Annotated in this window: 25 protein-coding genes and 3 pseudogenes; 10 read left to right on the top strand and 18 right to left on the bottom strand. The window is 74.4% G+C overall.

Going from position 1 to position 19,671, the window contains the following annotated elements; translation table 11 throughout:
• Positions 1–16: 16 nt before the first annotated feature.
• Positions 17–316: an Atu4866 domain-containing protein gene (locus ACIQ8B_RS22580; RefSeq protein WP_106410954.1), complete on the bottom strand. Its 300-nt coding sequence runs from the start codon at positions 314–316 to the stop codon at positions 17–19.
• Between the two features lie 182 nt (positions 317–498).
• Here ACIQ8B_RS22580 and ACIQ8B_RS22575 point away from each other — a divergent pair, with 182 nt between their 5' ends.
• A complete protein-coding gene (locus ACIQ8B_RS22575; protein ID WP_365415196.1) occupies positions 499–1,266 on the top strand; it encodes an Atu4866 domain-containing protein in 768 nt (255 codons plus the stop codon).
• Between the two features lie 137 nt (positions 1,267–1,403).
• On the opposite strand, the gene ACIQ8B_RS22570 is transcribed toward ACIQ8B_RS22575, so the two are convergent.
• The 5 genes from ACIQ8B_RS22570 to ACIQ8B_RS22550 form a co-directional block, all read right to left on the bottom strand.
• Positions 1,404–1,844 carry a hypothetical protein gene (locus ACIQ8B_RS22570; RefSeq protein WP_403549069.1) on the bottom strand — a complete coding sequence of 147 codons (441 nt, stop codon included), beginning with the start codon at positions 1,842–1,844 and terminating at the stop codon, positions 1,404–1,406.
• Positions 1,828–2,319, bottom strand: coding sequence for an RNA polymerase sigma factor (locus ACIQ8B_RS22565; protein WP_403549067.1), 492 nt, complete (start codon positions 2,317–2,319; stop codon positions 1,828–1,830). The genes ACIQ8B_RS22570 and ACIQ8B_RS22565 overlap by 17 nt, the downstream gene beginning before the upstream one ends.
• A gap of 141 nt (positions 2,320–2,460) precedes the next feature.
• The gene (locus ACIQ8B_RS22560; RefSeq protein WP_403549065.1) at positions 2,461–3,084 is read right to left on the bottom strand and encodes a class F sortase; all 624 of its coding nucleotides are present in this window, start codon (positions 3,082–3,084) and stop codon (positions 2,461–2,463) included.
• Positions 3,081–3,455, bottom strand: a complete 375-nt coding sequence (locus ACIQ8B_RS22555; protein ID WP_403549063.1) for a sortase-dependent protein — start codon at positions 3,453–3,455, stop codon at positions 3,081–3,083. The genes ACIQ8B_RS22560 and ACIQ8B_RS22555 overlap by 4 nt, the downstream gene beginning before the upstream one ends.
• Before the next feature lie 130 nt (positions 3,456–3,585).
• Positions 3,586–3,996, bottom strand: a complete 411-nt coding sequence (locus tag ACIQ8B_RS22550) for a Rid family hydrolase (protein WP_290010441.1) — start codon at positions 3,994–3,996, stop codon at positions 3,586–3,588.
• Positions 3,997–4,075: 79 nt separating this feature from the next.
• Here ACIQ8B_RS22550 and ACIQ8B_RS22545 point away from each other — a divergent pair, with 79 nt between their 5' ends.
• Positions 4,076–4,456, top strand: a complete 381-nt coding sequence (locus ACIQ8B_RS22545) for a winged helix-turn-helix transcriptional regulator (protein WP_403549060.1) — start codon at positions 4,076–4,078, stop codon at positions 4,454–4,456.
• Between the two features lie 424 nt (positions 4,457–4,880).
• Positions 4,881–5,369: a VOC family protein gene (locus ACIQ8B_RS22540; protein WP_290010438.1), complete on the top strand. Its 489-nt coding sequence runs from the start codon at positions 4,881–4,883 to the stop codon at positions 5,367–5,369.
• Between the two features lie 21 nt (positions 5,370–5,390).
• On the opposite strand, the gene ACIQ8B_RS22535 is transcribed toward ACIQ8B_RS22540, so the two are convergent.
• Both ACIQ8B_RS22535 and ACIQ8B_RS22530 read right to left on the bottom strand, forming a co-directional pair.
• Positions 5,391–6,290 (bottom strand): NAD-dependent protein deacetylase, encoded by a 900-nt coding sequence (locus ACIQ8B_RS22535; protein WP_403549058.1) that lies wholly within the window; start codon positions 6,288–6,290, stop codon positions 5,391–5,393.
• 216 nt (positions 6,291–6,506) lie between these two features.
• Positions 6,507–7,118: a TetR/AcrR family transcriptional regulator gene (locus tag ACIQ8B_RS22530; protein ID WP_403549056.1), complete on the bottom strand. Its 612-nt coding sequence runs from the start codon at positions 7,116–7,118 to the stop codon at positions 6,507–6,509.
• A gap of 98 nt (positions 7,119–7,216) precedes the next feature.
• Between ACIQ8B_RS22530 and ACIQ8B_RS22525 the strand changes: the two genes are divergently transcribed.
• Positions 7,217–8,125 carry an alpha/beta fold hydrolase gene (locus tag ACIQ8B_RS22525; RefSeq protein WP_403549054.1) on the top strand — a complete coding sequence of 303 codons (909 nt, stop codon included), beginning with the start codon at positions 7,217–7,219 and terminating at the stop codon, positions 8,123–8,125.
• 3 nt (positions 8,126–8,128) lie between these two features.
• Here ACIQ8B_RS22525 and ACIQ8B_RS22520 read toward each other — a convergent pair whose 3' ends face one another.
• The gene (locus ACIQ8B_RS22520; protein WP_403549052.1) at positions 8,129–8,623 is read right to left on the bottom strand and encodes a DinB family protein; all 495 of its coding nucleotides are present in this window, start codon (positions 8,621–8,623) and stop codon (positions 8,129–8,131) included.
• Between the two features lie 11 nt (positions 8,624–8,634).
• Here ACIQ8B_RS22520 and ACIQ8B_RS22515 point away from each other — a divergent pair.
• Positions 8,635–8,823, top strand: a pseudogene (locus ACIQ8B_RS22515) (XRE family transcriptional regulator); the annotation flags it as partial.
• Between the two features lie 94 nt (positions 8,824–8,917).
• Here the strand turns inward: ACIQ8B_RS22515 and ACIQ8B_RS22510 are convergent.
• The 3 genes and pseudogenes from ACIQ8B_RS22510 to ACIQ8B_RS22500 all read right to left on the bottom strand — a co-directional run.
• Complete coding sequence (locus ACIQ8B_RS22510) at positions 8,918–9,202, bottom strand: GlsB/YeaQ/YmgE family stress response membrane protein (protein ID WP_290010432.1); 285 nt, start codon at positions 9,200–9,202, stop codon at positions 8,918–8,920.
• A gap of 62 nt (positions 9,203–9,264) precedes the next feature.
• Complete coding sequence (locus ACIQ8B_RS22505; protein ID WP_290010431.1) at positions 9,265–10,101, bottom strand: endonuclease/exonuclease/phosphatase family protein; 837 nt, start codon at positions 10,099–10,101, stop codon at positions 9,265–9,267.
• A gap of 144 nt (positions 10,102–10,245) precedes the next feature.
• Positions 10,246–10,667: pseudogene (locus ACIQ8B_RS22500) on the bottom strand (serine hydrolase); the annotation flags it as partial.
• On the opposite strand from ACIQ8B_RS22500, the pseudogene ACIQ8B_RS22495 reads away from it, so the two are divergent.
• The 3 genes and pseudogenes from ACIQ8B_RS22495 to ACIQ8B_RS22485 all read left to right on the top strand — a co-directional run.
• Positions 10,659–11,111 (top strand): annotated as a pseudogene (locus ACIQ8B_RS22495) (TetR/AcrR family transcriptional regulator C-terminal domain-containing protein); the annotation flags it as partial. The pseudogenes ACIQ8B_RS22500 and ACIQ8B_RS22495 overlap by 9 nt on opposite strands.
• Positions 11,112–11,383: 272 nt before the next feature.
• The gene (locus tag ACIQ8B_RS22490; RefSeq protein WP_403549049.1) at positions 11,384–12,793 is read left to right on the top strand and encodes an amino acid permease; all 1,410 of its coding nucleotides are present in this window, start codon (positions 11,384–11,386) and stop codon (positions 12,791–12,793) included.
• A 222-nt stretch (positions 12,794–13,015) separates the two neighbouring features.
• On the top strand, positions 13,016–13,303 hold the full coding sequence (locus tag ACIQ8B_RS22485; RefSeq protein ID WP_403549047.1) for a hypothetical protein: 288 nt from the start codon (positions 13,016–13,018) through the stop codon (positions 13,301–13,303).
• Positions 13,304–13,567: 264 nt separating this feature from the next.
• Here the strand turns inward: ACIQ8B_RS22485 and ACIQ8B_RS22480 are convergent, their stop codons facing one another.
• A complete protein-coding gene (locus tag ACIQ8B_RS22480) occupies positions 13,568–14,086 on the bottom strand; it encodes a molybdenum cofactor biosysynthesis protein (protein ID WP_403549045.1) in 519 nt (172 codons plus the stop codon).
• A gap of 41 nt (positions 14,087–14,127) precedes the next feature.
• The gene (locus tag ACIQ8B_RS22475) at positions 14,128–15,261 is read right to left on the bottom strand and encodes a hypothetical protein (protein WP_403549043.1); all 1,134 of its coding nucleotides are present in this window, start codon (positions 15,259–15,261) and stop codon (positions 14,128–14,130) included.
• A gap of 233 nt (positions 15,262–15,494) precedes the next feature.
• Between ACIQ8B_RS22475 and ACIQ8B_RS22470 the strand changes: the two genes are divergently transcribed.
• Positions 15,495–15,737: a DUF6411 family protein gene (locus tag ACIQ8B_RS22470; protein WP_106416098.1), complete on the top strand. Its 243-nt coding sequence runs from the start codon at positions 15,495–15,497 to the stop codon at positions 15,735–15,737.
• Positions 15,738–15,756: 19 nt separating this feature from the next.
• On the opposite strand, the gene ACIQ8B_RS22465 is transcribed toward ACIQ8B_RS22470, so the two are convergent.
• The gene (locus tag ACIQ8B_RS22465) at positions 15,757–15,942 is read right to left on the bottom strand and encodes a hypothetical protein (RefSeq protein ID WP_403549041.1); all 186 of its coding nucleotides are present in this window, start codon (positions 15,940–15,942) and stop codon (positions 15,757–15,759) included.
• A gap of 395 nt (positions 15,943–16,337) precedes the next feature.
• Here ACIQ8B_RS22465 and ACIQ8B_RS22460 point away from each other — a divergent pair, with 395 nt between their 5' ends.
• Positions 16,338–17,579: a PP2C family protein-serine/threonine phosphatase gene (locus tag ACIQ8B_RS22460; protein WP_403549039.1), complete on the top strand. Its 1,242-nt coding sequence runs from the start codon at positions 16,338–16,340 to the stop codon at positions 17,577–17,579.
• A gap of 13 nt (positions 17,580–17,592) precedes the next feature.
• Here the strand turns inward: ACIQ8B_RS22460 and ACIQ8B_RS22455 are convergent, their stop codons facing one another.
• From ACIQ8B_RS22455 to ACIQ8B_RS22445, 3 genes are all read right to left on the bottom strand, one after another.
• Positions 17,593–18,390, bottom strand: a complete 798-nt coding sequence (locus ACIQ8B_RS22455; RefSeq protein ID WP_403549037.1) for a cytochrome c oxidase assembly protein — start codon at positions 18,388–18,390, stop codon at positions 17,593–17,595.
• Positions 18,387–18,878 carry a DUF2243 domain-containing protein gene (locus ACIQ8B_RS22450; RefSeq protein WP_403549035.1) on the bottom strand — a complete coding sequence of 164 codons (492 nt, stop codon included), beginning with the start codon at positions 18,876–18,878 and terminating at the stop codon, positions 18,387–18,389. The genes ACIQ8B_RS22455 and ACIQ8B_RS22450 overlap by 4 nt, the downstream gene beginning before the upstream one ends.
• Before the next feature lie 93 nt (positions 18,879–18,971).
• Positions 18,972–19,562, bottom strand: a complete 591-nt coding sequence (locus ACIQ8B_RS22445; protein WP_403549033.1) for a hemerythrin domain-containing protein — start codon at positions 19,560–19,562, stop codon at positions 18,972–18,974.
• Positions 19,563–19,671: the final 109 nt, after the last annotated feature.

Here is a 19,671-nt window from a genome sequence, read left to right as displayed (position 1 = left end):
GTGCTCCCGCGCGCTGTCAGCCGCGCGGCCGGCGTCCGTCCTCCCGGGCACGCTCGTCGCCCTCGCGGTAGAGCACCAGGTGCTCGTGGAAGAGGACGCCGTCACGGACGTCGCCCGTGGCGGTGAAGCCGGTGTCGTCGACGTAGTCGATGTGGCTGCCGGTGACGGTGTAGCGCCCGGTGTAGGCGCTCTCGCGGGTGCCGCGGGCCTCGTCGTACCGCCCGTCCGGCAGCAGTTCCTGGCGGATGTGTCCGTCCGCGGTCACCCACATCCCGACGTACGGGTGCGGGGCGCGGGTGGTGTCGTTGCTGGTCATGACTCCAGCGTCGACCGGGCCGCCGACGGCAGCCAGGCCGCCGTTCCCCTGGGTGCGGCACACCCACCCCCGCGATCGTGGGTGCTCCGCACCCGGGCACACGGCGGCCTGGTTCCGGTTCCGCCGCGCGACGAACCTGGTGGTCGTACGGACCGATCACCCGACACCACCCGAGGTGCACCATGACCACCACCGCTCCCGCTCCCGCGACCTGGAACCGGAAGGCGCTCGACGACATCCTCGCCGATGACGCCCACGACGGCGGCGGCCGTCCCGTCCTGTTCACCAACGCCCGCGTCATGACCCTGGACCCGCTGATCGGGACCATGACCGGCGCCGACCTCCTGGTCGTCGGCCCGCTGATCGTCGGCGTCGGTCCCGGCATCGTCACCGCGGCGGAGGACGACAACGCCATCGTCGTCGACTGCACGGGCACGACCGTCGTCCCCGCCGTCGTGGACACCGTCGCGCTGGCCGGCGGGCGCGGCGCCCGCTCCGAGCACGTGGCGACGCTGGTCCCGGGCAACACCGCCGACTTCCTGGCGGTGCCCGACGAACTCGCCGACGACGTCCCCGGCGCGGTGGCCGCCCTTCTGTCCCGGCGTGCGCAGGTCCGCGCCCTGGTCGCGGCCGGCCGCCCCGTCCTGTGGTCGGGCGCCGACGTCCCCGGCCGCGCCACCGTCCCCCGAGCGGGCGTCCCCGCCGCTCCCGACCTGACCGGCAGTCCGCGGCTCGGCGTCTGGATCGACCGGAACGACTTCCTGCACCAGGAGCTCACCGCCGACGGCCGCTACGACGAGACCCGCGGCGGCCGCCCGCACGCCTACCAGGGCCGGTTCTGGATCGACGGCGACCGCATCGACTACCTGGACGACCTCGGGTTCTGGGCCTACGGAGAGTTCAGGGGCGACGAACTGCACCACGCGGGCTACGTCATGAAGCGGGGCTGACCCGCCGTCGGCGCGGAGGGCGACGACGGCAGGGAACGCCCTCGGCCCGCCTGTCGTACGAACAGGCGGGCCGAGGGGGCCGCGGCGGGCGCGGCACGCGACATGCCGAGGCCGCGCTTCTCCCGGGCGTGCGACTCCTACTCGGGCCCGGCCGCCTCCGGCACCACAGGCTGTGGCGTCGGCACGACGTGACCCCGTGGCGTCGCCGACGTCGCCGACGCACCGACGTCGGGGGCGGGGCGGGTGTCCACGACGGACTCGGAGGGCCGCGGTGGGACGGTGGGGCCCGTCGTGGGCGAGGGGGAGCCGGTCAGGGGCGGCGGTGCCAGCGGGACCGTCGGCGAGACCGGCCGGTCGGAGGTCGTCACGTTCTGCAGGGGCAGCGCGACCAGCACGGCGACGGCGCAGGTGAGACCGGCGCCGACCGTCGTACGGAGCAGCCGTCGCCGTGCCGCACGGCGGCGGACCGCCTCGAACCGGCCGGGAGGCGGGCCGAGGTGGTCGGACGCGGGCCGCAGGAGTTCGGCGAGCGGGTCGTCCGGCTCGAACTCGGGACCCTCGTCAGCGTGAGTGATCAAGGTTTCTCCTCAGGTGGGCACGGAGCAGCTCCCTGGCCGCGTGAAGATCGGCCTTGATGGTTCCCTCCTTGCGTCCGGTCACCGCGGACACCTCCCGGACCGGCAGGTCAGCGTAGTAGTGCAGCAGGATCGGCACCCGCAGCCGCTCCGGCAGCGCCTGCACCAGCAGCCGCACCGACGGGTCGGACGGCTCCGAGTGCGGACGTACGGCCGCCTCGGTGCCGACCCGGCGCACGGTCGTGCGCTCGCGTTCGAGTCTGCGCCAGTGGTCGCGCACCAGGTTGGCCGCGGTGACGTACAGGAAACCCCGTGGTTCCGTCACCGAGGTCCAGCGCGACCAGAGCCGGGTGAACGCCTCCGAGGCGATCTCGTGGGCCGTCTCGTCGTCGTCGACCAGACGGCGGCACCAGCCGGCGAGGCGCGGGTAGAGGGCGGCGAAGAGCTCGGACGCTGCCTGCTCACGGGACCGTTTCAATGCTCTCCATGGTCGGAGCGGCCCCGGTGACGGGGTACCGCTCGCGGACGGGACGACGGGACGACGGGACGACGGGACGACGGGGAACGGGGCGGCCGGATGCCGGGCCGCCGGTGTGGCGGCCCGGCACGTCGTGCGGGGTCAGGGGGCGGTGGCGCGGAGTGCCGCGAAGACGATCACGTTGTCGCGGTACTCGCCGTCCTCCAGCGGGCCGCCGCACGTGATGAGCCGCAGCTCCGGCCGCGCGGTGTCGCCGTAGACGTCCTCCGTCGGGAAGTCGGCCTTGGCGACCGTGCGGACCGAGGTGACGGCGAACTCCGCCGCCGAGCCGTTCTCCAGTCGCACCGTGACCCCGTCGTCCCGCCGCAGCCGGGCCAGGTCACGGAAGACCCCGTCGCCGTGGGCGCCGACCGTGACGTGGCCCAGGATCACCGAGGGACCCGGCCGGCCCGGCGTGGGGGAGTGCCGGTACCAGCCGGCCGGGTCGTCCGCCGTGACCGGGGGGACCTCCACCGTGCGGTCCGGGGCCAGCCCCAGCCGTACGACCCGGGTGTCGACCCCGATGGCGGGGATCTCCAGACCGACCGGGACCGAACGCGCCAGGGGACGCGGTCCGGAGGCGGGGGAGACCGCCGCCGGCGCCCGGATCCCCGGCGGTTCCGTCGTGGCAGGCCGGTCGGCGGCGGGGCCGGCCCCGCCGCCGCAGCCCGCGACCAGGCAGGCCGCGGCCACGGTGACGACGGCACGCCTGGAGAACGGCGTCATGCCCCGGACGCCCGCCGGCGCACGACGAGGACCGCCGCGCCGCCCGCGGCGAGCACCGCGGCGGCGCCTCCGCCGATCAGCAGGCCGTCGCCGCCGGGCTGCGCGGCGACCGGGGCGTCACCGGTGTCCGGGGCTCCGCTCGGCACCACGGTGACCCCGCCGGCCTCCTCCGCCGGGGCCTGGGTCGGCTCGGCGGCACCGGGCTCGGCCGGCACCGGGCTCGGGTCCTCGGACACCCGGTCGCCGGAGCCGGCGGAGGCCGTCGCACCGGTGTCGGGGACGGGGGAGGGGTCGTCGGCGAACGCCGGCATCGCGGTGGCCAGCACGGCGGTGCAGGCGAGTGCCGCTCCGCTCAGGACGTTTCGGCGCATGGAACGCTCTCTTTCCTGGGTCCGCCCGCACGGTCGCCCGGCGGGCTGGGGGATGGATCGTGCGGAGAGACGAGGGAGCGGAGGCCCAGGTTGCAAAGAGAAGGTAAAGGCGCGAACGGCGGTGGCGGGCTCAGTCGAGGATCGCCGTCGCCTCCACTTCGACCAGCACGTCGGGCTCGAAGAGGTGGTCGACGCCGATGAGGGACGCGGGCGGGAGCGGCAGCGGCAGGCCGATCTCCTCGGCGACCTCCTCGACCCCCGCCATGAACGGGCCGATCTTCTCCGGCGCCCAGTCGGTGACGTAGAAGGTCAGACGCAGGACGTCGTCGAAGGAGGCGCCCGCGCCGCGCAGGCCGCGCGCCGTGCCCCGGAGCGCGTGGGCGACCTGCCCGGCGAGGTCCCCCGGGGCGAGCGGAGCCCCGTCGGCGGTGCGGGCGATCTGCCCGCTGACGTGCACGTGACGGGTGCCCGTCCCCACGGCGACGTGCTCGTACGGGGTGGGCTGCAGCATGCCTTCGGGCGTGAAACGGCGGACGGCCACGGGGGACTCCTCGTGTCGGAACGATAGGTATACCTTTGATACTTGGTGGAAGAAGGACACTTCAAGGAGACCAGGTATCGTGCCGGAAACCGAAGGCGGCCGCGGCAACGGCGAGTTGAGGATCGAGACCGTGCACCGCGAGCTGCTCGACCAGGTGCTGGACAAGTGGTCGCTGAGCGTCCTCAACGAACTCTGCGAGCGGCCCTGCCGGTTCAACGACCTGCGCCGCGCCATCCCCGCGGTGACCCAGAAGTCCCTCACCGCGACCCTGCGCCGGCTCGAACGCAACGGCATCGTCGAGCGCGAGGTCGTCAGCTCCCGTCCCGTCGCCGTCGAGTACCGCATCACCCCGCTCGGCAAGACCATGCGGCGCCCGGTCGACGTGCTGCTGGAGTGGGCCACGGCCCACCTGCCCGAGATCGAGCGGGCCCGCCGCGCCTTCGACCTCGACCTCGAGTGAGGCCGAGGACTCCCGCGACACGCGCCGGTGCCGAGAACAGGGCACGGGCCGCGTCCCGGGCACTGGCCGCGGAACGCGGCGCGCGACGCGTGAAGGAGCGATGCGTGGCGATCCAGCGGACGGACGACGTGGCCGTCGTCGTCGACGACCTGGACGACACGATCACCCGCCTGCGCCGCCGCGGAGCCGGACTCCTCGGCGAGGTGTTCCGGTACGGGAACGCCTACCGCCTCCGCGACCTGCGCGGCCCGCGGGCGTCATCGTCGCGCTGGCGGAACGGATCGGCTGACCGCCCCGCGCGCCGAGGGCGCCCCACCGGCCGCCGCCCTCGCCGAAGCACCTTGACCTCAACCGAAGTCGAGTTCCTACGGTCGCCCTCGAGAGCCGCGGCATCCGGTCGCAGCACCGCACGAGGAGGTCTGTCATGGACGAGCGCACGGCCGAGGCGGAGATCCCCGACCGCTACCACTACGCGGTGGTCCCGCACATCATGGTCGACGACGCCGCTGCCGCGATCGACTTCTACCGGCGGGCGTTCGGCGCGCGCGAGGACTTCCGGCTGGAGGCGCCGGGCGGGGGAGTGCTGCACGCCGAGATCACCGTGGGACGGTCGGTGCTGATGCTGGGCGACGCGAGCGTGAAGGAGGCGGAGGACGCGTCCTTCACCGCGCCCGCCTTCCTCGGCGGCGCCACCTCCGTCACGCTGCACGTGTTCGTGCCGGACGTCGACGCGCTGGCCGCGCGGGCGGAGGCGGAGGGCGCGGAGATCCTCCAGCCGCCGACGGACATGTTCCACGGGGACCGCACGGTGATCCTCCGCGATCCCTCGGGACACCTGTGGGTGTTCCTGACCCACCTCGAGGACGTGAGCGAGGACGAACTCCGGCGACGCCTGGCCGCCGCCGGAGTGTGACCGCGGCGGCGGGGCCGCCGTTCAGGCGGCCGCCGCGTTCTCGACCGGCACGCCCAGCCGCTCGGCCGCGGTGGTGAGCGCCGAGCCCAGCGGCAGCCCGACCCGCGCCAGGGCGTGCCGGTCACCACGGGTCGGGTCCCGGTTGACGATCAGCACGGGCTTGCCGCTCTCCGCCGCCAGCCGGACGAACCTCAGCCCCGACATCACCGTCAGCGACGAGCCCAGGACCAGCAGGGAGGACGACTCCCGCACCATCCGCCGGCACAGCTCGACCCGCTGCGGCGGCACGGTCTCCCCGAAGAACACCACGTCCGGCTTGAGGACGCCGCCGCACACCGCGCACGGCACCACGCGGAAGCCGACGACCTGGTCGTCGGTGAGGTCGGCGTCGCCGTCGGGGTTGATCCCCGCGGCCACCGGCGAGAAGCCGGGGTTGGCCGCCTCCAGCCGCTCCGCGAGGTCACTGCGCGGACTCATCCGCCCGCACGAGAGGCAGACCACCCGGTCCAGACTCCCGTGCAGTTCCACCACGCCCTCGCTGCCGGCGGCCTGGTGCAGCCCGTCGACGTTCTGGGTGATCACACCCGACACCAGGCCGTGGCGGGCGAACGCCGCCACGGCCCGGTGCCCGGCGTTGGGCCGGGCGCGTCCGAAGGTGCGCCAGCCGAGATGGCTGCGCGCCCAGTACCGGCGCCGGGCGGCGGCCCCGCCGACGAACTCCTGGAACGTCATCGGGGTGTGCCGGCTCAGGCTCCCGCCCTCGCCGCGGTAGTCGGGGATGCCGGACTCGGTGGAGATGCCGGCCCCGGTGAGCACCAGCACGCCGCGGGCGCGCAGCGCGTCGACGACGGGGTCCAGGTTCGTGGTGGCCGGCGGCAGGTCTCCCGCCGGGGTCCAGCTCAAAGTGGGGCGCACGCGCATGTCACCCAGGGTACGGAACCGCTGCAACCCCTCCGCCGGTCCTGTGATCCGTGGCCTGCTGGCGCATACGGAGGGCCCGGGTGACGAGCGGGAGCCGAGGGCGCCGAGCGGAACGGCGACATACCACTCGGCGTCCCAGGCCACCGCGGGCGGCGCGGGATCCGCCCGCGAGTCACCGCGGGCGGACCAGCGGCCGTCCCCGCCGGAGCCGGACGGTCAGGCCTGGTCCAGCAGCCGCTCCGCCATCGCGCGGGCGTCCCGCAGGCAGCGGCTGTCGCCCTCCAGACCCGCCCGCACCATCGCCCCCTCCAGCAGGAAGGCGATCTGCCGTGCCGTGGTCCGGGCGGCGTCGGGACGGCCGGGCAGCAGCGCCGTGACGTGCTCCGCGATCATCCGCTCCACCACCTCCTTCTGCCGGCGCACCTGCGCCCGCCCCTCGTGTCCGGCGGGCATCTCCGCGGCCGCGTTGAGCAGTCCGCACCCCCGGAAGTCGCCGGTGGCGGGGGAGTCGGCACCGGCGATGTAGGTGTCGAAGACGGCCAGCACGCCGTCGCGGGGATCAGGCTCCGGCCCCACGCGCTCCCGGTACCGCGCCAGCCAGTCCTCGTGCCGGTCGTCCAGATAGGCGCGGACGAGATCGGCCTTGGAGGAGAAGTTGTTGTAGAGGCTCATCTTGGCCACGCCGGCCTCGGCGGTGATGGTGTCGATGCCCGTGGCCGTCACGCCCTCCTGGTAGAAGCGCCGTGCGGCGGCCCGCAGAATCCGCTCACGCGCGGGCCGTCGCCTCTCCGGCCTCGCCGTTCCCGCCGGCTGCCGCCGTTCCGTCATGACGCACCCTTCCCTATGTAGACTGGTCTACCTAGTCTACAGGGTGAGGCGACGGCGATCCCCGCCGTCCCACCGCCCCGGCCTCCGAGGAGGGCATGATGACGACCCTGACCGACCACCTCGTCGTCGACGGAGTACGGCTGGCCTACCGCGACAGCGGCAGCGGCGAGCCGGTGGTCTTCCTCCACGGCACGCCCTCCCACTCCTACGAGTGGCGCGACGTCGTCCCCCGCGTCGAAGCGGCCGGCCACCGCACCATCACCTACGACCTGCTCGGGTACGGCCTCTCCGAACGCCCCGCGCACCGGGACACCTCGGTCGCCGGCCAGACCGGCCTCCTCGGGCACCTCCTCGACGCCCTCGACGTCGACCGGGTCAACCTGGTGGCGCACGACATCGGCGGCGCCATCGCCCTGCGCTTCGCCCTCGCGCACCCCGGCCGGGTACGCCGACTGATGATCATGGACTCCGTGAGCTACGACTCGTGGCCCTCGCCCACCTGGCGCCGCGTCATCGACGAGGAGCTGGACGCGTACGCGGCCATGGCACAGGAGGACTTCGACGCCCTGCTGACCCGCCAGCTCACCATGACGGTCGCCGACAAGTCGCTGATGACCGGCGACGTCCTGCGCGCGTACCTGGCGCCCCACGGGTCGCGGCTCGGCCGCACCTCCTTCTTCGAGCACCAGGTACGCCACTACGACGCGCGCTACACCCAGGAGATCACCGGCCGGCTCGGGGAGCTGTCCATGCCCGTGCGCATCCTGTGGGGCGCGGAGGACGAGTGGCAGCCCGTGCACTACGCCGAGCGGCTGCGGGACGACATCCCCGGTGCGGAACTCGTCGTCGTGCCCGCCGCCGGACACTTCCTCATGGAGGACGCCCCGGACCGCGTCGTCCACGAGATCCGCGAGTTCCTCGCCGAAGCCGAAGCCGAAGCCGAAGCCGAAGCCGAAGCCGAAACAGGGGCCGGGGCCGAAGCAGAGGCCGACGTACGGGCGTCATGACGCTCACCGTCCCGTTGCCCCGTCGACCAGTTCGCGCAGGATGCCCGCGTGCCCCGCGTGCCGCCCGGTCTCCTCGATCATGTGGGTGAGGGCCCAGCGGACGCTGGGGGCGGGGCGCCCCGGCCACGACCGGGGGTGGGGAGCGGCGGGGTCCGCGCACCCGTCGAGGACGCCGTCGGCCCGCTCGACCGCCGCGCGGTACCGGGCCACGACGTCGGCGACACCGTCCTCGGGGCCGGTGTGGGACGTGGACGGCCAGTCCGTCACCGTCTCCCCGAGGAACAGCGACCGCTCCACCCACGTCAGGTGGTTGAGCAGGCCCAGCAGATTCGTCCCCGAGGGCACCATGGCGGTGCGTACCCGGGGTTCCGGCGCGTCCTCGGCCTTCGCGGCGACGGACGTCCGCAGGTGGTCGAGGAAGGCGCGCAGCACCTCGGTCTCGCCGCCGTCCGTCCGGGGCGGGGGAGTGTCGCGGCGGCGGTGTGCGGGGGCGGGCATGACGTTCTCCTTTGCGGCTCCTCGTCGGGGAGCGCGACCTGACGCTGTCGCCGGGCGAGGCGGCCGAGTTCGACACCTCCCTGCCGCACTGGCTGGGCACCGCCGACGGCAAGACGGTCGAACTCCTCGTCCTCTTCGGCCTCCAGGGCGTCCGCGCCCCTCTCCGCACCGGCCCGCGCACCGGACGCGACGAAGCGTGAGAGAGCGTGCGGAAGGCCCCCGTCCTCGGACGGGGGCCTTCCGCGAGTGCAGGCCGGTGCCTGCGGGTGTCACCTCACACCGTCGAATACGCCTTTAGGCGTGGGCGTGACCGCCTCGGTGGCTGCGACCGGTGAACATCCGGTACAGGGCGAGGAGAATGACGGAGCCGATGATGGCCGCGATCCAGGTCGACAGGTCGAAGAAGCCGTCGATCGAGTCGACTCCGAAAATCACCTTGCCGAGGAAACCGCCGAGCAGACCACCGGCGATACCGATGAGCATGGTGATGATGATGCCGCCCGGGTCCTTGCCCGGCATGAGCGCCTTGGCGATGGCGCCGGCGATCAGACCGATGAAAATCCAAGCGATAATGCCCATCACTGACTCCTTTGACGTCGGTTCGCCGAACGTGTATCCGCGAATCGAGCGTCCTAACAAAATCAGTTCGCGGTGACGTCGGTGTGCAGCAGATGGTGATCGGAATACCGGCTGGGCCGCACCTCGTGCCCCAGCGCCGAAATGCCGCGCAGAAACACGTAGTCGAACTTGCTCTGCCAGTCCGTCGTCGGCTCGCAGGCGCCGGCGGACGGCGGCCGGCACCCGGCGTCCGTGTCCTCGGCGAGCGCCCACATCGGAGCGAGCTCGGGGGAGTCCGGCACGGCGTTGAAGTCCCCGAGCACGACGGCCCGCGGGTACCGGGCGACCTGCGGGGCGAGCACCGCGGTCTGCTTCTCGCGCACCGCCTCCTGACGCCGTTGCGCCAGATGCGTGTTGAAGACCCGTACGGTCTGCCCGGCGACCTCCGTGGTGACGGCGAGGTAGCCGCGGTCCTCCGAGCCGCCGTCCGGGTACTCCTCCGCGACGACGTCGGTCATCGGGGCCGCCGACAGCAGCGCCTGCCCGTAACCGCCCGGCTTCCACGGAGCGCCGCCGCACCGGCTCCAGTTGCGCAGCACCGGGCCGTACTCGACGTGGTAGTCCAGCCCGTGCAGGTTGGCCAGGTGGTCCCTGATCCGCTCGACGTCCCGGACGCACGCCTCCTGGAGGCCGACGACCTGGGGCGCGTACGCGGCGATCTCCGCCGCCCGGTCGACAGCGCTCTCCTCGCAGGGGTTGCAGAGGTTCCACGTCATGACCCGGTTGGGCACCACGTCCTTCGCGGCGTCGACCGGCACCGTCCTGGCGAAGGGGGCGCCGGCGGGCGTGCTGGGGCCGAGCAGCATCATGCAGGCCACGACGACGGCGCCCGCGAGCAGCCACACACCTCTACCGAGCACCCCCGCCTCCTCGACGCGGCCCGGCACCGCTGTCCGGTGCCTCCTGCACCGAGGGTAGGCGACGGGGGCGTCAACAGCGTGTGAGGGCCGGCAGGCCGCCCGCCGGCCGGGAGTTGACAGGCCTTGAGCGCGGCCGACGCGACGTCACACGCCAGGCCGGCCGTTCGCCGCCAGGCGGTGGAAGGCCACCAGAACCGCGTCGATGGCGTGGGGTGCCGGGCGGCCGGAGGGGCCGAGCTCGTTCCACCGCTGGAGGTTGACGCGACACACCACTGCCGGCCGCCGTCGGCACGCGCCATCGCCAGCGTCCCGCCGCCCCACACCGTGCCGCCGTGCCGCCAGCAGGGGTCCTGTCCCGGGCTCAGGGACTCCAGCGGGTGCAGACCGAGGCCGTGGTCGATCGTCCTTCCCTCCTGGGAGATCACGGGCACGGTGCGCCGCATCTCGGCCAGCGAGGACGGGGCGACGATCTCCCCGGCCGGCAGCATCGCGTAGAAGCGGTTGAGGTCCGCGGCCGTCGAGACCAGCGACGCCGCGGGGCCCGCCCACGGCATGTGGGCTACCGCCCCGAGGGCGACTGGCGCCGCCGTCTCACGGCCCTCGCCCTGCGCATCAGGGACGCCTTCGCCCGGCAGCCCCAGCTCGCCGCGGTGTGGGGCCGCCACGCCTCCGGCGGCGCCGGATCCCGGCTGATCGTGGAGGAGGTGCTGCAGGCACTGCGCGCGGGGGCCTGCCCGACGAGGAGATCCCGGCGCGCTACCCCCGCCTCGCGGTGCTCCTCGTCGCGCTGATCTCCTCCGACGCCGGGATCGACACCGTCACGCCCGAGGAGCGGGAGCGGGGTCTGGAGCTGTTCCGCGTCGCGGTCCTGGGCGCCGACCCCGCGCTTCCCGGCGCTGGCACACTTCGCGCGCGACGTGCGCCCCCTCGGCGCGGACCGGCGTGCCGCCTTCGAGGACGTCATCCACGCCCACCTCGACCACATCGAGGCGGCCGTCGGGCGCGGCTGACCCCGTGCGGGGCGGGCGCCGCCTCCGCAGCGCCCGGGAACGGGCTCGCGCCTCACGCCACCGCCGGGGCGCGACCGGCGCAGAGGTCCGCGACGGCCGCGCGCACCGCCGGACGATTCGGCGTCCATATGCCTTCACAGTGCACCTTTTCCTGCGCCGGGCGGTCCCCGACAGGATGATTACGCCCGATTTGGAGCGTTCCGCGGCCATGCCCGACCATGTCTCCGGTCCGGCGATCCCGGGCATCCGTTCGACGAGAGGCGCACCACCCCATGCACGTCACCGGAACCGTCCCCCCACCGGCTCCGGCCCCGCAGGACACGTCCGGCGGCCCCGCCCGCCCCGACGGCACGGGACGGCGCACCCGCCGCTTCGGACTGCCCGTCGCCACCGCGCTGGTCATGGGCAACATCATCGGCGGCGGCATCTTCCTGCTCCCCGCGTCCATCGCCCCGTACGGCACCATCAGCCTCCTCGCCTTCGGTGTGCTGACCGTCGGGGCGATCGCGCTGGCCCTGGTCTTCGGACGCCTCGCCGAACGGGACCCCCGCACCGGCGGCCCGTACATCTACGCCCGCGAGGCCTTCGGCGACTTCGCCGGGTTCCTCGCCGCCTGGGCGTACTGGATCACGACCTGGGTGTCCAACGCGGCCCTCGCCGTGGCCGCCGTCGGCTACCTCGACGTGCTGATCCCGGTGAACGAGCACCGGTGGACCGCCTGCCTCGCCGCGCTCGTCGTGCAGTGGCTGCCCGCCCTCGCCAACGTCGCCGGCACCCGCTGCGTCGGGGCCGTGCAGGTGGTGTCCACGGTGCTCAAGCTGGTGCCGCTGCTGCTCGTCGCCGTCGGCGGACTGTTCGCCTTCGACGCGGACAACCTCGGCCCCTTCCAGGCGGGCGGGGAGAGCGCGATGGGCGCGGTCTCCGCCGCGGCCGCCATCCTGCTCTTCTCCTACCTCGGCGTGGAGTCCGCCGCCGTCAGCGCGGGCGAGGTGCGCGACGCCCGGCGCACCGTGGGCCGCGCCACCGTCATCGGCACCGCCGGAGCGGCCGTCGTCTACCTGCTGGGCACACTCGCCGTCTTCGGCACGGTCGCCCACGACCGGCTCGTCGAGTCCGGCGCGCCGTTCTCGGACGCCGTCAACGCCATGTTCGGCGGCGCCTGGGGCGGCTGGGCGGTGGCGCTCGCCGCGCTCGTGTCGATGACCGGCTGCCTCAACGGCTGGACCCTGCTCAGCGCCCAGACCTCCTACGCCGCCGCCGAGGACGGGCTGTTCCCGCGCGCCCTGGCCCGGAAGCGGCGCGGCGTGCCGACGGTCGGCGTCGGCGTCACCGTGCTCCTCGCCTCGCTGCTCACCGTGTACAACTACGCCTCCGGCACGGCCCGGGTGTTCGAGACGCTGGTCCTGGTGACCACCTTCACCGCGACCGTGCCCTACCTGCTCGCCACGGCCGCGCAGCTCTTCCACCTCGTCTCCGGGCGGCGGGACCGCGTCGACCGCGGGCGCCTGGTCCGCGACCTGGTGGTCGCCTCGGTCGCCGCCGCGTTCTCGCTGTGGCTGGTCGCCGGCGCCGGACACCAGGCCGTCTACCAGGGCGTGCTGTTCCTCTTCGGCGGCGTGCTGGTCCACGCCGTCATGGCCGCCCGGAGGCAGCGGGCAGCGAACGGTACGGCCGGGCAGTGACCGGCAGGTGCGCGGGCTCCCGGTAGCGGACTCGGACGAACCGGGCGGCTTCCGCGCGAGGGCGTCGCCTCCGGGCGGTCCTGCGGTTGATCCGGAACACGGCAGCGTGAGGCGGCCGTTCCTCCCGGCCGCCTCACGCGCTGCCGTGCCGGCCGTTCCTCCCGGCCGCCTCACGCGCTGCCGTGCCGGCCGTTCCCGCCCTCCCGCCGGAGGCCGCCGGCGATGCACGAACCCGCCCGCCCGCGGTCCCAGCCGGACGCCCCGCGGACCGGCGAGCGGCGCCTGCCGGAACCCCGCCTGCTCAGCGGCGTCCACGGGCTGGTCCTGGCCGGCGCCCTGGCGGCCGCCCTCGACTTCCCGGACGAGCAGGCCATCCCTGGCTCGGACGCCCTGTGGGTGCTCCTCACCGCCGTCGTCGCCGCGCACGGCTACGCGCACGTCCTCTCCCGCCGCATGTCCGCCGAGCGCGGCGGGCCGGCGGCCGGACTGCGCGCCATGACCGCGGAGTGACCGGTGGCCGCCGCGACGCTCCCCACGGTCGTCCTGCTGCTGTGCGCGGTCCCCGACCGGTGGCCGGAGGCCGGCGCCGTCGAGGTCGCCCTGGTGATCGACACGCTCGTCCTCGGAGGGGGCGTGTGGACCGCGCGGCACGCCGGCCGGAACCGGCCGGCCCCGCTGCGGGCCGGGGCGGGGGACATGCTGATCGGCCTGGTGATCGTCGGGGCCGACGCCGTGACCAAGCAGCGCGCTGTGCCGCGGGCCGGCGCCCCTCGGTCACGCGGGGCGGCGTCGCGGGGCGGGTTCCGACAGGATCGTGAACCGGGCCGGTCCGACGAGCAGGACGCCGTCGTCGAGCGGCGCGCAGCGGACCCCGCCCTTGTCCCGGAGCGCACGCTGCGCGCCCGGCCCGACGGTGACGTCCATCCACGCGCAGGGCCGCGCCGGACGGTTCACCGAGAACCGCACCGGTCCCTCCCCGCAGTCCAGGCTCACCGTCGCGCCCACCAGCGCGTCGACGTCCACGCCCCGCAGCAGCACGTTGCGCCGGGTCCGACGCAGGTCGACGGCGGGGTCGACGTCCGTGGGGAGGTTCTCCACGGACATCATGGTCACGGAGGCGTCCCGGTGCGCCGCCCGCGCGAAGTAGCGGTCGCCCACCAGCCCCAGGTTCGCCCGCACCTCGGCGCGCGGGACGCGCTCGTCGTCCGGTCCGGGCGCGGGCCCCTCCGAGGGACGCCCGGCCAGCCGGTGCGAGGGCGACACCAGGAGCTGCACCACCTCGATGTCGATCATGCGCTTCCTCGTCGGCTCCGGCGGACACACCGGCACCGACCCTACCCGTCGGACTCCGCGCCGGCCGTCGACGACGGCGCGGGCGCCGCCGTACGCCGCCGCGCGATCCGCAGCACCACGGTGGCCGTGACGCCCGCGAGCGTGCCCCACAGCACCGCCGCGCTCGTCCCGTCACCGAGGCCGGACGCCGCCCGGAGCAGGTGCCCGTACGTCGTCCCGCCGTCGACGGCCACGCGCCACAGGTGCCGCACGAGCAGCCCGAGGACGACGGCGCACACCGCGCCCGCCGCCATCGCCGGGACCGAGACCCGGGTGAGCGTCCCCGGCAGCCACCGCAGCGCGCACCACACCACCACGAGCAGCAGCACGTCCCCGAACCGCGCCGACAGCCAGTCCCCGAAGCCGGCCCCGGACGGACCCGACCAGGCGCTCAGCAGCAGCCACTGGCGCAGCAGGTCCCCCGGCTCGCCGAGGAGCCCGTCACCCGTGAACACCGTCTGGAGGCGCGCCGCGTTCGCCTGGTACGACAGCACGACCACGGACACCGCGACCACCAGGGTCCCCGCGGTCGCGGCGACGACGGCGGCCCGCGCCGGGACGTCCCGGCGGGGCTGCGGCCCGGTGTTCCCCAGCGCCAGCCGGGTCACGCACACCGTCCACGCCGCCGCGGCGAGCGCCAGCGGCACCAGCACCGTCCGCCCGGACGCGGAGAGCGCGGCGAGCTGCGGCAGGAACCGGTGACTCCCGCGCCCGCCGGACGCGATCATCCAGGGAGCCGACACCGTCACCGCCAGGGTCCCCGCCACCACGCCCCAGGCCCACAGCGCGAGCAGCGCCTGCCAGACCCGGCCGCGCTCCGCCGGGAGCCGCCGGACCAGCAGCAGGGCCCCGGCGGCGTAGAACAGGAACACGGCGACGAAGCGGATCTGCATCGCCGTGTCGTGCAGGGCGAGGTGGCTGGGGCCGTCGGCGGTCACCGCGACCGAACCGCCGGGCTGCGAGTCGTACGCCCACGGCGACAGCCAGGTCCGCAGCGCGGCGGCCGTCTCGACGCCCAGCGCGCCGGTGGCGCCGTCCAGGTCCAGCGCGTCGGCGCTCGCCCCCGCCCACCACAGCAGCAGCGTCAGCATCAGCCCGCCCGCCACGGCCGGTACCGCCGCATACCGGTACTCCATCTCCCGCCCCCGTACCCCGTGTTGCTCACCGGCGCCACGAACTCCTCGTGGCCCGGGGGACCTTACGCGCCCACGATCACGTGGGGATCACGGTGCTCCCGTGAAGCCCGGTGCACGGCCCGGCACGAGACACGGGTCCGGAAGCGTGTTCGCGCCGGGAGCGGGAACGAGTGGACGCACGGACCGCCCGGTCCGCGGTACACCGCCTCACCGGAACACCCCTGGAGGTCTCCATGATGGTCGTCGGCATCATCGCCGTCTGCGTGGTCATCGCCCTGCTCGCCTTTCTCGTCCCACGCCTGTCCCGCCACCCGCAGAACGGCACGCAACGCACCCTGGGCTTCGGCTCGCGCGCCGGTTCCAAGGCCCCGGGCCCGCTCGGCCGGCTCCTCAGCAAGCCCTTCAGCTCCAGCTCCCGCGCCGTCGGCCGCAGCGGCTCCGCCGGCCGCCGGGCGCGCGGCAAGATGCCGTTCTGACCCGGTGCGGCAGCCCACGTCACGACGTCCGGTCCGGTACCTCCGCGGCGTACCGCGGCCGGGCCGGCGGGCCGGTGGAGACCGGGAGCGTCACCCCGCCCGGCACGGCCCGCGAGCCCACCGGCTCCAGCGCGCCGTCCGGACCGCCGGCCGGGAACAGCCGCGTGCCCCGGCCCACGACCACGAGGTGGACGAGCAGGACCATCTCGTCGGTCGGCCCCCCGGCGGCCGGCCGCCGGGCACCCGGAGCTCACCGGGCGTCCGCTCCCTGCGTCACCGCACGGCTGCGGAGGGGTCCCGGGCCGGACGGTCGTGCGTGCTGAGCCCGGATCGGTGAGCGTCTTCACCGGGGACCCTTCGTCCGCCGGACCGAGGCCCCGCACGACCTCGCCGACGGAGACGTCGGTGACGGTGGTCAGCGTCATGGCGCCCGCTCCCGGTCGCCGGGCGGTGCCGTCGCCGCGTCCCCCGAGGGGACTCCGCCGGCCCGCGGCACTCCTGCGCGGAGCCCGTGCCCCCTCCGGCGCCGGGAGACCCGACGGACCGGAGCTTGGCGGCGCATACTGACGGTGACGCGCCGGCGCCGACGGGAGACCGGACATGAGCCTATCGCGGGTCGACCACCAGACCCTCTTCTCCGTCCTGCCCAGTCCGTACCTGGTGCTGGACGCGGACCTCATGGTCGTCGACGTCAACGAGATGTATCTCAGAGTGACCGGCCGTACCCGCGACGAGCTGATCGGCCAGTACCTCTTCGACATCTACCCGGACAACCCCGAGGACCCGGCGGCGGACGGCATCCGCAATCTGAGCGCCTCCCTGCAGCGCGTCCTGCGGTCCAAGGAACCCGACGCCCTCGCCGCGCAGCGGTACGACCTGGCGGTGCCCGGCCGGCCCGGAGCCTTCGAGGAACGCTGGTGGTCGCCGGTCAACACGCCCGTTCTCGGCCCCGACGGCGAGATCGAGTGGATCGTCCACCGCATCGAGGACATGACCGAGTTCCTGCTGTCCCGCCCCGTCCACGACACGCCGACGGGCCGGGTGCGAGTCCGGGCGGTGACGGAGGCGGAGCTGTACGCGAAGGCGCGGCAACTGCAGGAGACCAACGAAAAGCTCCGCGCCGCCCACGACTGGGAACGCCGCACCGCCCTGGCCCTCCAGGACGTCATGCTGCACGCCCCGGACCTGGCCGCGCACCGCGGCATAGCGGTGCGCTACATGCCGGCCACCCGCTCCCTCAATGTGTGCGGCGACTGGTACGACGTGGTGGACCTGGCCGACGACAGCTTCACGGTGGCGGTCGGCGACGTCGTCGGCCACGGCCTGGAGGCGGCGGCCGTCATGGGCATGCTGCGCAGCGCCCTGTCCGCCGCCGTGCGCGCCATGCACGAACCCGGCGCGGCGATGGACCTCCTCAGCCGGTACGCCCAGACCTTCGAGGGCGCGCTGGCGACCACCGCGGCCAAGGCCGTCGTCGACACCCGCGGCCGACGCATCACCTACACCTGCGCCGGCCACCCGCCGCCGGTGCTGGGACGACGGGACGGCGCCGTGATCCTGCTCGACCAGGCCACCGACCCGCCGCTGGGAGTCCTCACCGGGGAGACCCGGCGCCCGCAGGCCACCGTCCCCTACTCGCCCGGCGACACCCTGGTGCTCTACACCGACGGGCTGATCGAGCGCCGGGGCGAGGACATCGACGCGGGTCTGCTGCGCCTCACCGACACGCTCGCCCGCCACGTGGACCTCGACCCGGAGCCCCTCGCCGACACCCTGCTCACCCGGCTGGGCGTGGCCGACGGCGGCCGCGACGACATCGCCCTGATCGTCGTACGCCTGTAGACCGGAGGCCGAGTCAGCGCGCACCCGCGGGGACGCTCCCCCGCGCCGTCCGGGCCGCCTGCCGGGCCCTGCGCCGTCCGGTCGCCGCGTACCACTGCGCGGCGACGACCAGTGCGAGGAACACCTCCACGGCGTCCCCGCCGTAGTACATGAGCTGCGCCCCCGCCTCCAGATCGGCCGCCGCGAACGCGGTCCCCGGCGGCCCGGCGACGTACAGGCTCTTGGCCAGCACGGCGTGCGCCGCCCCCGCCGCCAGCAGCGTCACCGCCCGCAGCGGCAGACCGCACCGTCCGCGCACCGGGTCGAGCCGGCAGACGGCCATCGCGAGGAGCAGACCGGCCAGCAGCATGTGCAGCTCCAGCAGACCGCCCAGGAGAGGGTGCCGGTGGGCGACCGCCCACAGGTCCGTGCGGTACAGCAGCCACAGCCCGCCGATGTCGACGGCCGCGGCGACCGGGGGGAACATCAGCCACCCGGCGACGGGGGAGTGCGCCACCCGCAGCAGACCCCGGCGCGGTACGCCGGGCGGCAGCAGTCGCAGGAGCAGAGTGAGCGGACGGCCGACCACCAGCAGCGCGGGCCCCGCCATGGCCACCAGCAGATGACGGCCGACGTGCCCGGTGAACGGCCCGCCCGGCACCGGACCCGCCAGCCCCCACACCGCCGCCGCACAGCCGGCGGCGAAGACGCAGTCCCGCCGCCACGGCCAGGCGTCACCGCGCCGCCGCAGCCGGGCGGCGCCCCTTGCGTACACGACGGCTGCGAGCACACAGGCGAGCGCCAGGGGCGCCGCGAGCGGACCGGCCGTCACGACGGCCGCCGCCTCCCTGCCCGCCGGGCACGCACCAGCAGGAAGCCTCCGGCCAGCAACAGCAGCAGCCCCGCCAGGTTCCACGCCCAGTCGTACGGGGTGACGTCGACGCCGTAGCGGACCTGGTGCACGCGCAGCACCTTGTGGTCCACGATCCCGTCGAACAGCTGGAAGGCGCCCGCGCCCAGGAAGGCCCCGCTCCACGCGTGCCCCGGCGCCAGCGCCCGGCGCCGCCGCAGATCCGCGAAGAGGAAGAACCCGGCGACGAGCGCCAGCAGCGAGGCCGTGTGCAGCAGCCCGTCCGACATCAGGGCCACATCCGACGTGGAGCGGTCGTAGAAGTGGTGCCAGTGCAGGATCTGATGGAAGACGATCTCGTCCACGGCCGCCATGACGGCGGCCCCGATGACCGCGCACACCAGCAGCGATCGTCGGGGCCCGGTGCGTCGTGCGGTGGCCGCGCCGGGCCACGGGTCAGGGGTGCTCACGGTGCAATCCGTCCTTCCGAACGATCGGCTGCCGCTCGCCGTCTACCCCGCGCGGCGCCGGTCAGCCCGGCCGGCCGGCGCCCGTCGTGGGGTTCAGCTCCTGCCCATCGCCTTGCGCACGGTGTCCTTGGTGCGGTCCATGAGGGCGGCCACCGGACCGAGCGCCATGTTCTTCACGCCGGACTCGACACCCGGGTGGGGCCGGGTGGGCGCCATCGCCTCGGCGGCCTTGATGGCCTTGGCCATGGCGGCGAGGCCGGTGACGTCGGTGCTGCGCCGGATGTGGGTGAACTCGTAGCGCTCCTCCGCCCGGGCGTGCATCTGCACGTCCCGCCGCAACGTGATGAGCTGCGGCAGGAAGTCGGGGCCGTCGGGGTCCATCTCGTCCAGGGCGGCCAGCATCTCCTTGGCCTCCCGTTCCTCGGCGAGCCGGTCCTCGACGATCTGCTGGCCGCCGTCGACCGACCGCCGGACGAAGGGGTGGACGACCTCCTCCTCGGCGGTCTCGTGCACGGCCAGCAGCCGCACCAACCGCCGGAAGGCGTCCCGCCGTTCCTCGCCGCTGGTGGCCTCGACCTCGTCGAACAGGTTGCGGATGTCGCCGTGCTGGCGCATCAGCAGGGAGACGACGTCGTCGTCCCGGGAACGGTCGTCCCCGGCCTGCGGAGTCTGCAAGTCGGACATGCGATCCCCTCCCTACTTCTCGCGCTGGGCGGGGTCGGGGTGCTCGCCCTCGGTCTGGAGGCGGTACTCGCGGCCGAACATCTCGTGGTGCTCGTGCATCACCCGGTCG

It is taken from the genome of Streptomyces sp. NPDC096105 (assembly GCF_044763335.1).
GTDB lineage: Bacteria > Actinomycetota > Actinomycetes > Streptomycetales > Streptomycetaceae > Streptomyces.
Note: the sequence above shows the minus strand (reverse complement) of the source record. Positions and strands in the feature narration are given on the sequence as shown.

Bases quoted from the DNA above. Each gene is read 5' to 3' on its own strand.
- ACIQ8B_RS22580 (WP_106410954.1), bottom strand. From the start codon at position 316: ATGACCAGCAACGACACCACCCGCGCCCCGCACCCGTACGTCGGGATG.
- ACIQ8B_RS22575 (WP_365415196.1), top strand. From the start codon at position 499: ATGACCACCACCGCTCCCGCTCCCGCGACCTGGAACCGGAAGGCGCTC.
- ACIQ8B_RS22560 (WP_403549065.1), bottom strand. From the start codon at position 3,084: ATGACGCCGTTCTCCAGGCGTGCCGTCGTCACCGTGGCCGCGGCCTGC.
- ACIQ8B_RS22555 (WP_403549063.1), bottom strand. From the start codon at position 3,455: ATGCGCCGAAACGTCCTGAGCGGAGCGGCACTCGCCTGCACCGCCGTG.
- ACIQ8B_RS22540 (WP_290010438.1), top strand. From the start codon at position 4,881: ATGGACGAGCGCACGGCCGAGGCGGAGATCCCCGACCGCTACCACTAC.
- ACIQ8B_RS22535 (WP_403549058.1), bottom strand. From the start codon at position 6,290: ATGCGCGTGCGCCCCACTTTGAGCTGGACCCCGGCGGGAGACCTGCCG.
- ACIQ8B_RS22530 (WP_403549056.1), bottom strand. From the start codon at position 7,118: ATGACGGAACGGCGGCAGCCGGCGGGAACGGCGAGGCCGGAGAGGCGA.
- ACIQ8B_RS22525 (WP_403549054.1), top strand. From the start codon at position 7,217: ATGACGACCCTGACCGACCACCTCGTCGTCGACGGAGTACGGCTGGCC.
- ACIQ8B_RS22520 (WP_403549052.1), bottom strand. From the start codon at position 8,623: ATGCCCGCCCCCGCACACCGCCGCCGCGACACTCCCCCGCCCCGGACG.
- ACIQ8B_RS22510 (WP_290010432.1), bottom strand. From the start codon at position 9,202: ATGGGCATTATCGCTTGGATTTTCATCGGTCTGATCGCCGGCGCCATC.
- ACIQ8B_RS22490 (WP_403549049.1), top strand. From the start codon at position 11,384: ATGCACGTCACCGGAACCGTCCCCCCACCGGCTCCGGCCCCGCAGGAC.
- ACIQ8B_RS22485 (WP_403549047.1), top strand. From the start codon at position 13,016: ATGCACGAACCCGCCCGCCCGCGGTCCCAGCCGGACGCCCCGCGGACC.
- ACIQ8B_RS22480 (WP_403549045.1), bottom strand. From the start codon at position 14,086: ATGATCGACATCGAGGTGGTGCAGCTCCTGGTGTCGCCCTCGCACCGG.
- ACIQ8B_RS22475 (WP_403549043.1), bottom strand. From the start codon at position 15,261: ATGGAGTACCGGTATGCGGCGGTACCGGCCGTGGCGGGCGGGCTGATG.
- ACIQ8B_RS22470 (WP_106416098.1), top strand. From the start codon at position 15,495: ATGATGGTCGTCGGCATCATCGCCGTCTGCGTGGTCATCGCCCTGCTC.
- ACIQ8B_RS22465 (WP_403549041.1), bottom strand. From the start codon at position 15,942: ATGGTCCTGCTCGTCCACCTCGTGGTCGTGGGCCGGGGCACGCGGCTG.
- ACIQ8B_RS22460 (WP_403549039.1), top strand. From the start codon at position 16,338: ATGAGCCTATCGCGGGTCGACCACCAGACCCTCTTCTCCGTCCTGCCC.
- ACIQ8B_RS22445 (WP_403549033.1), bottom strand. From the start codon at position 19,562: ATGTCCGACTTGCAGACTCCGCAGGCCGGGGACGACCGTTCCCGGGAC.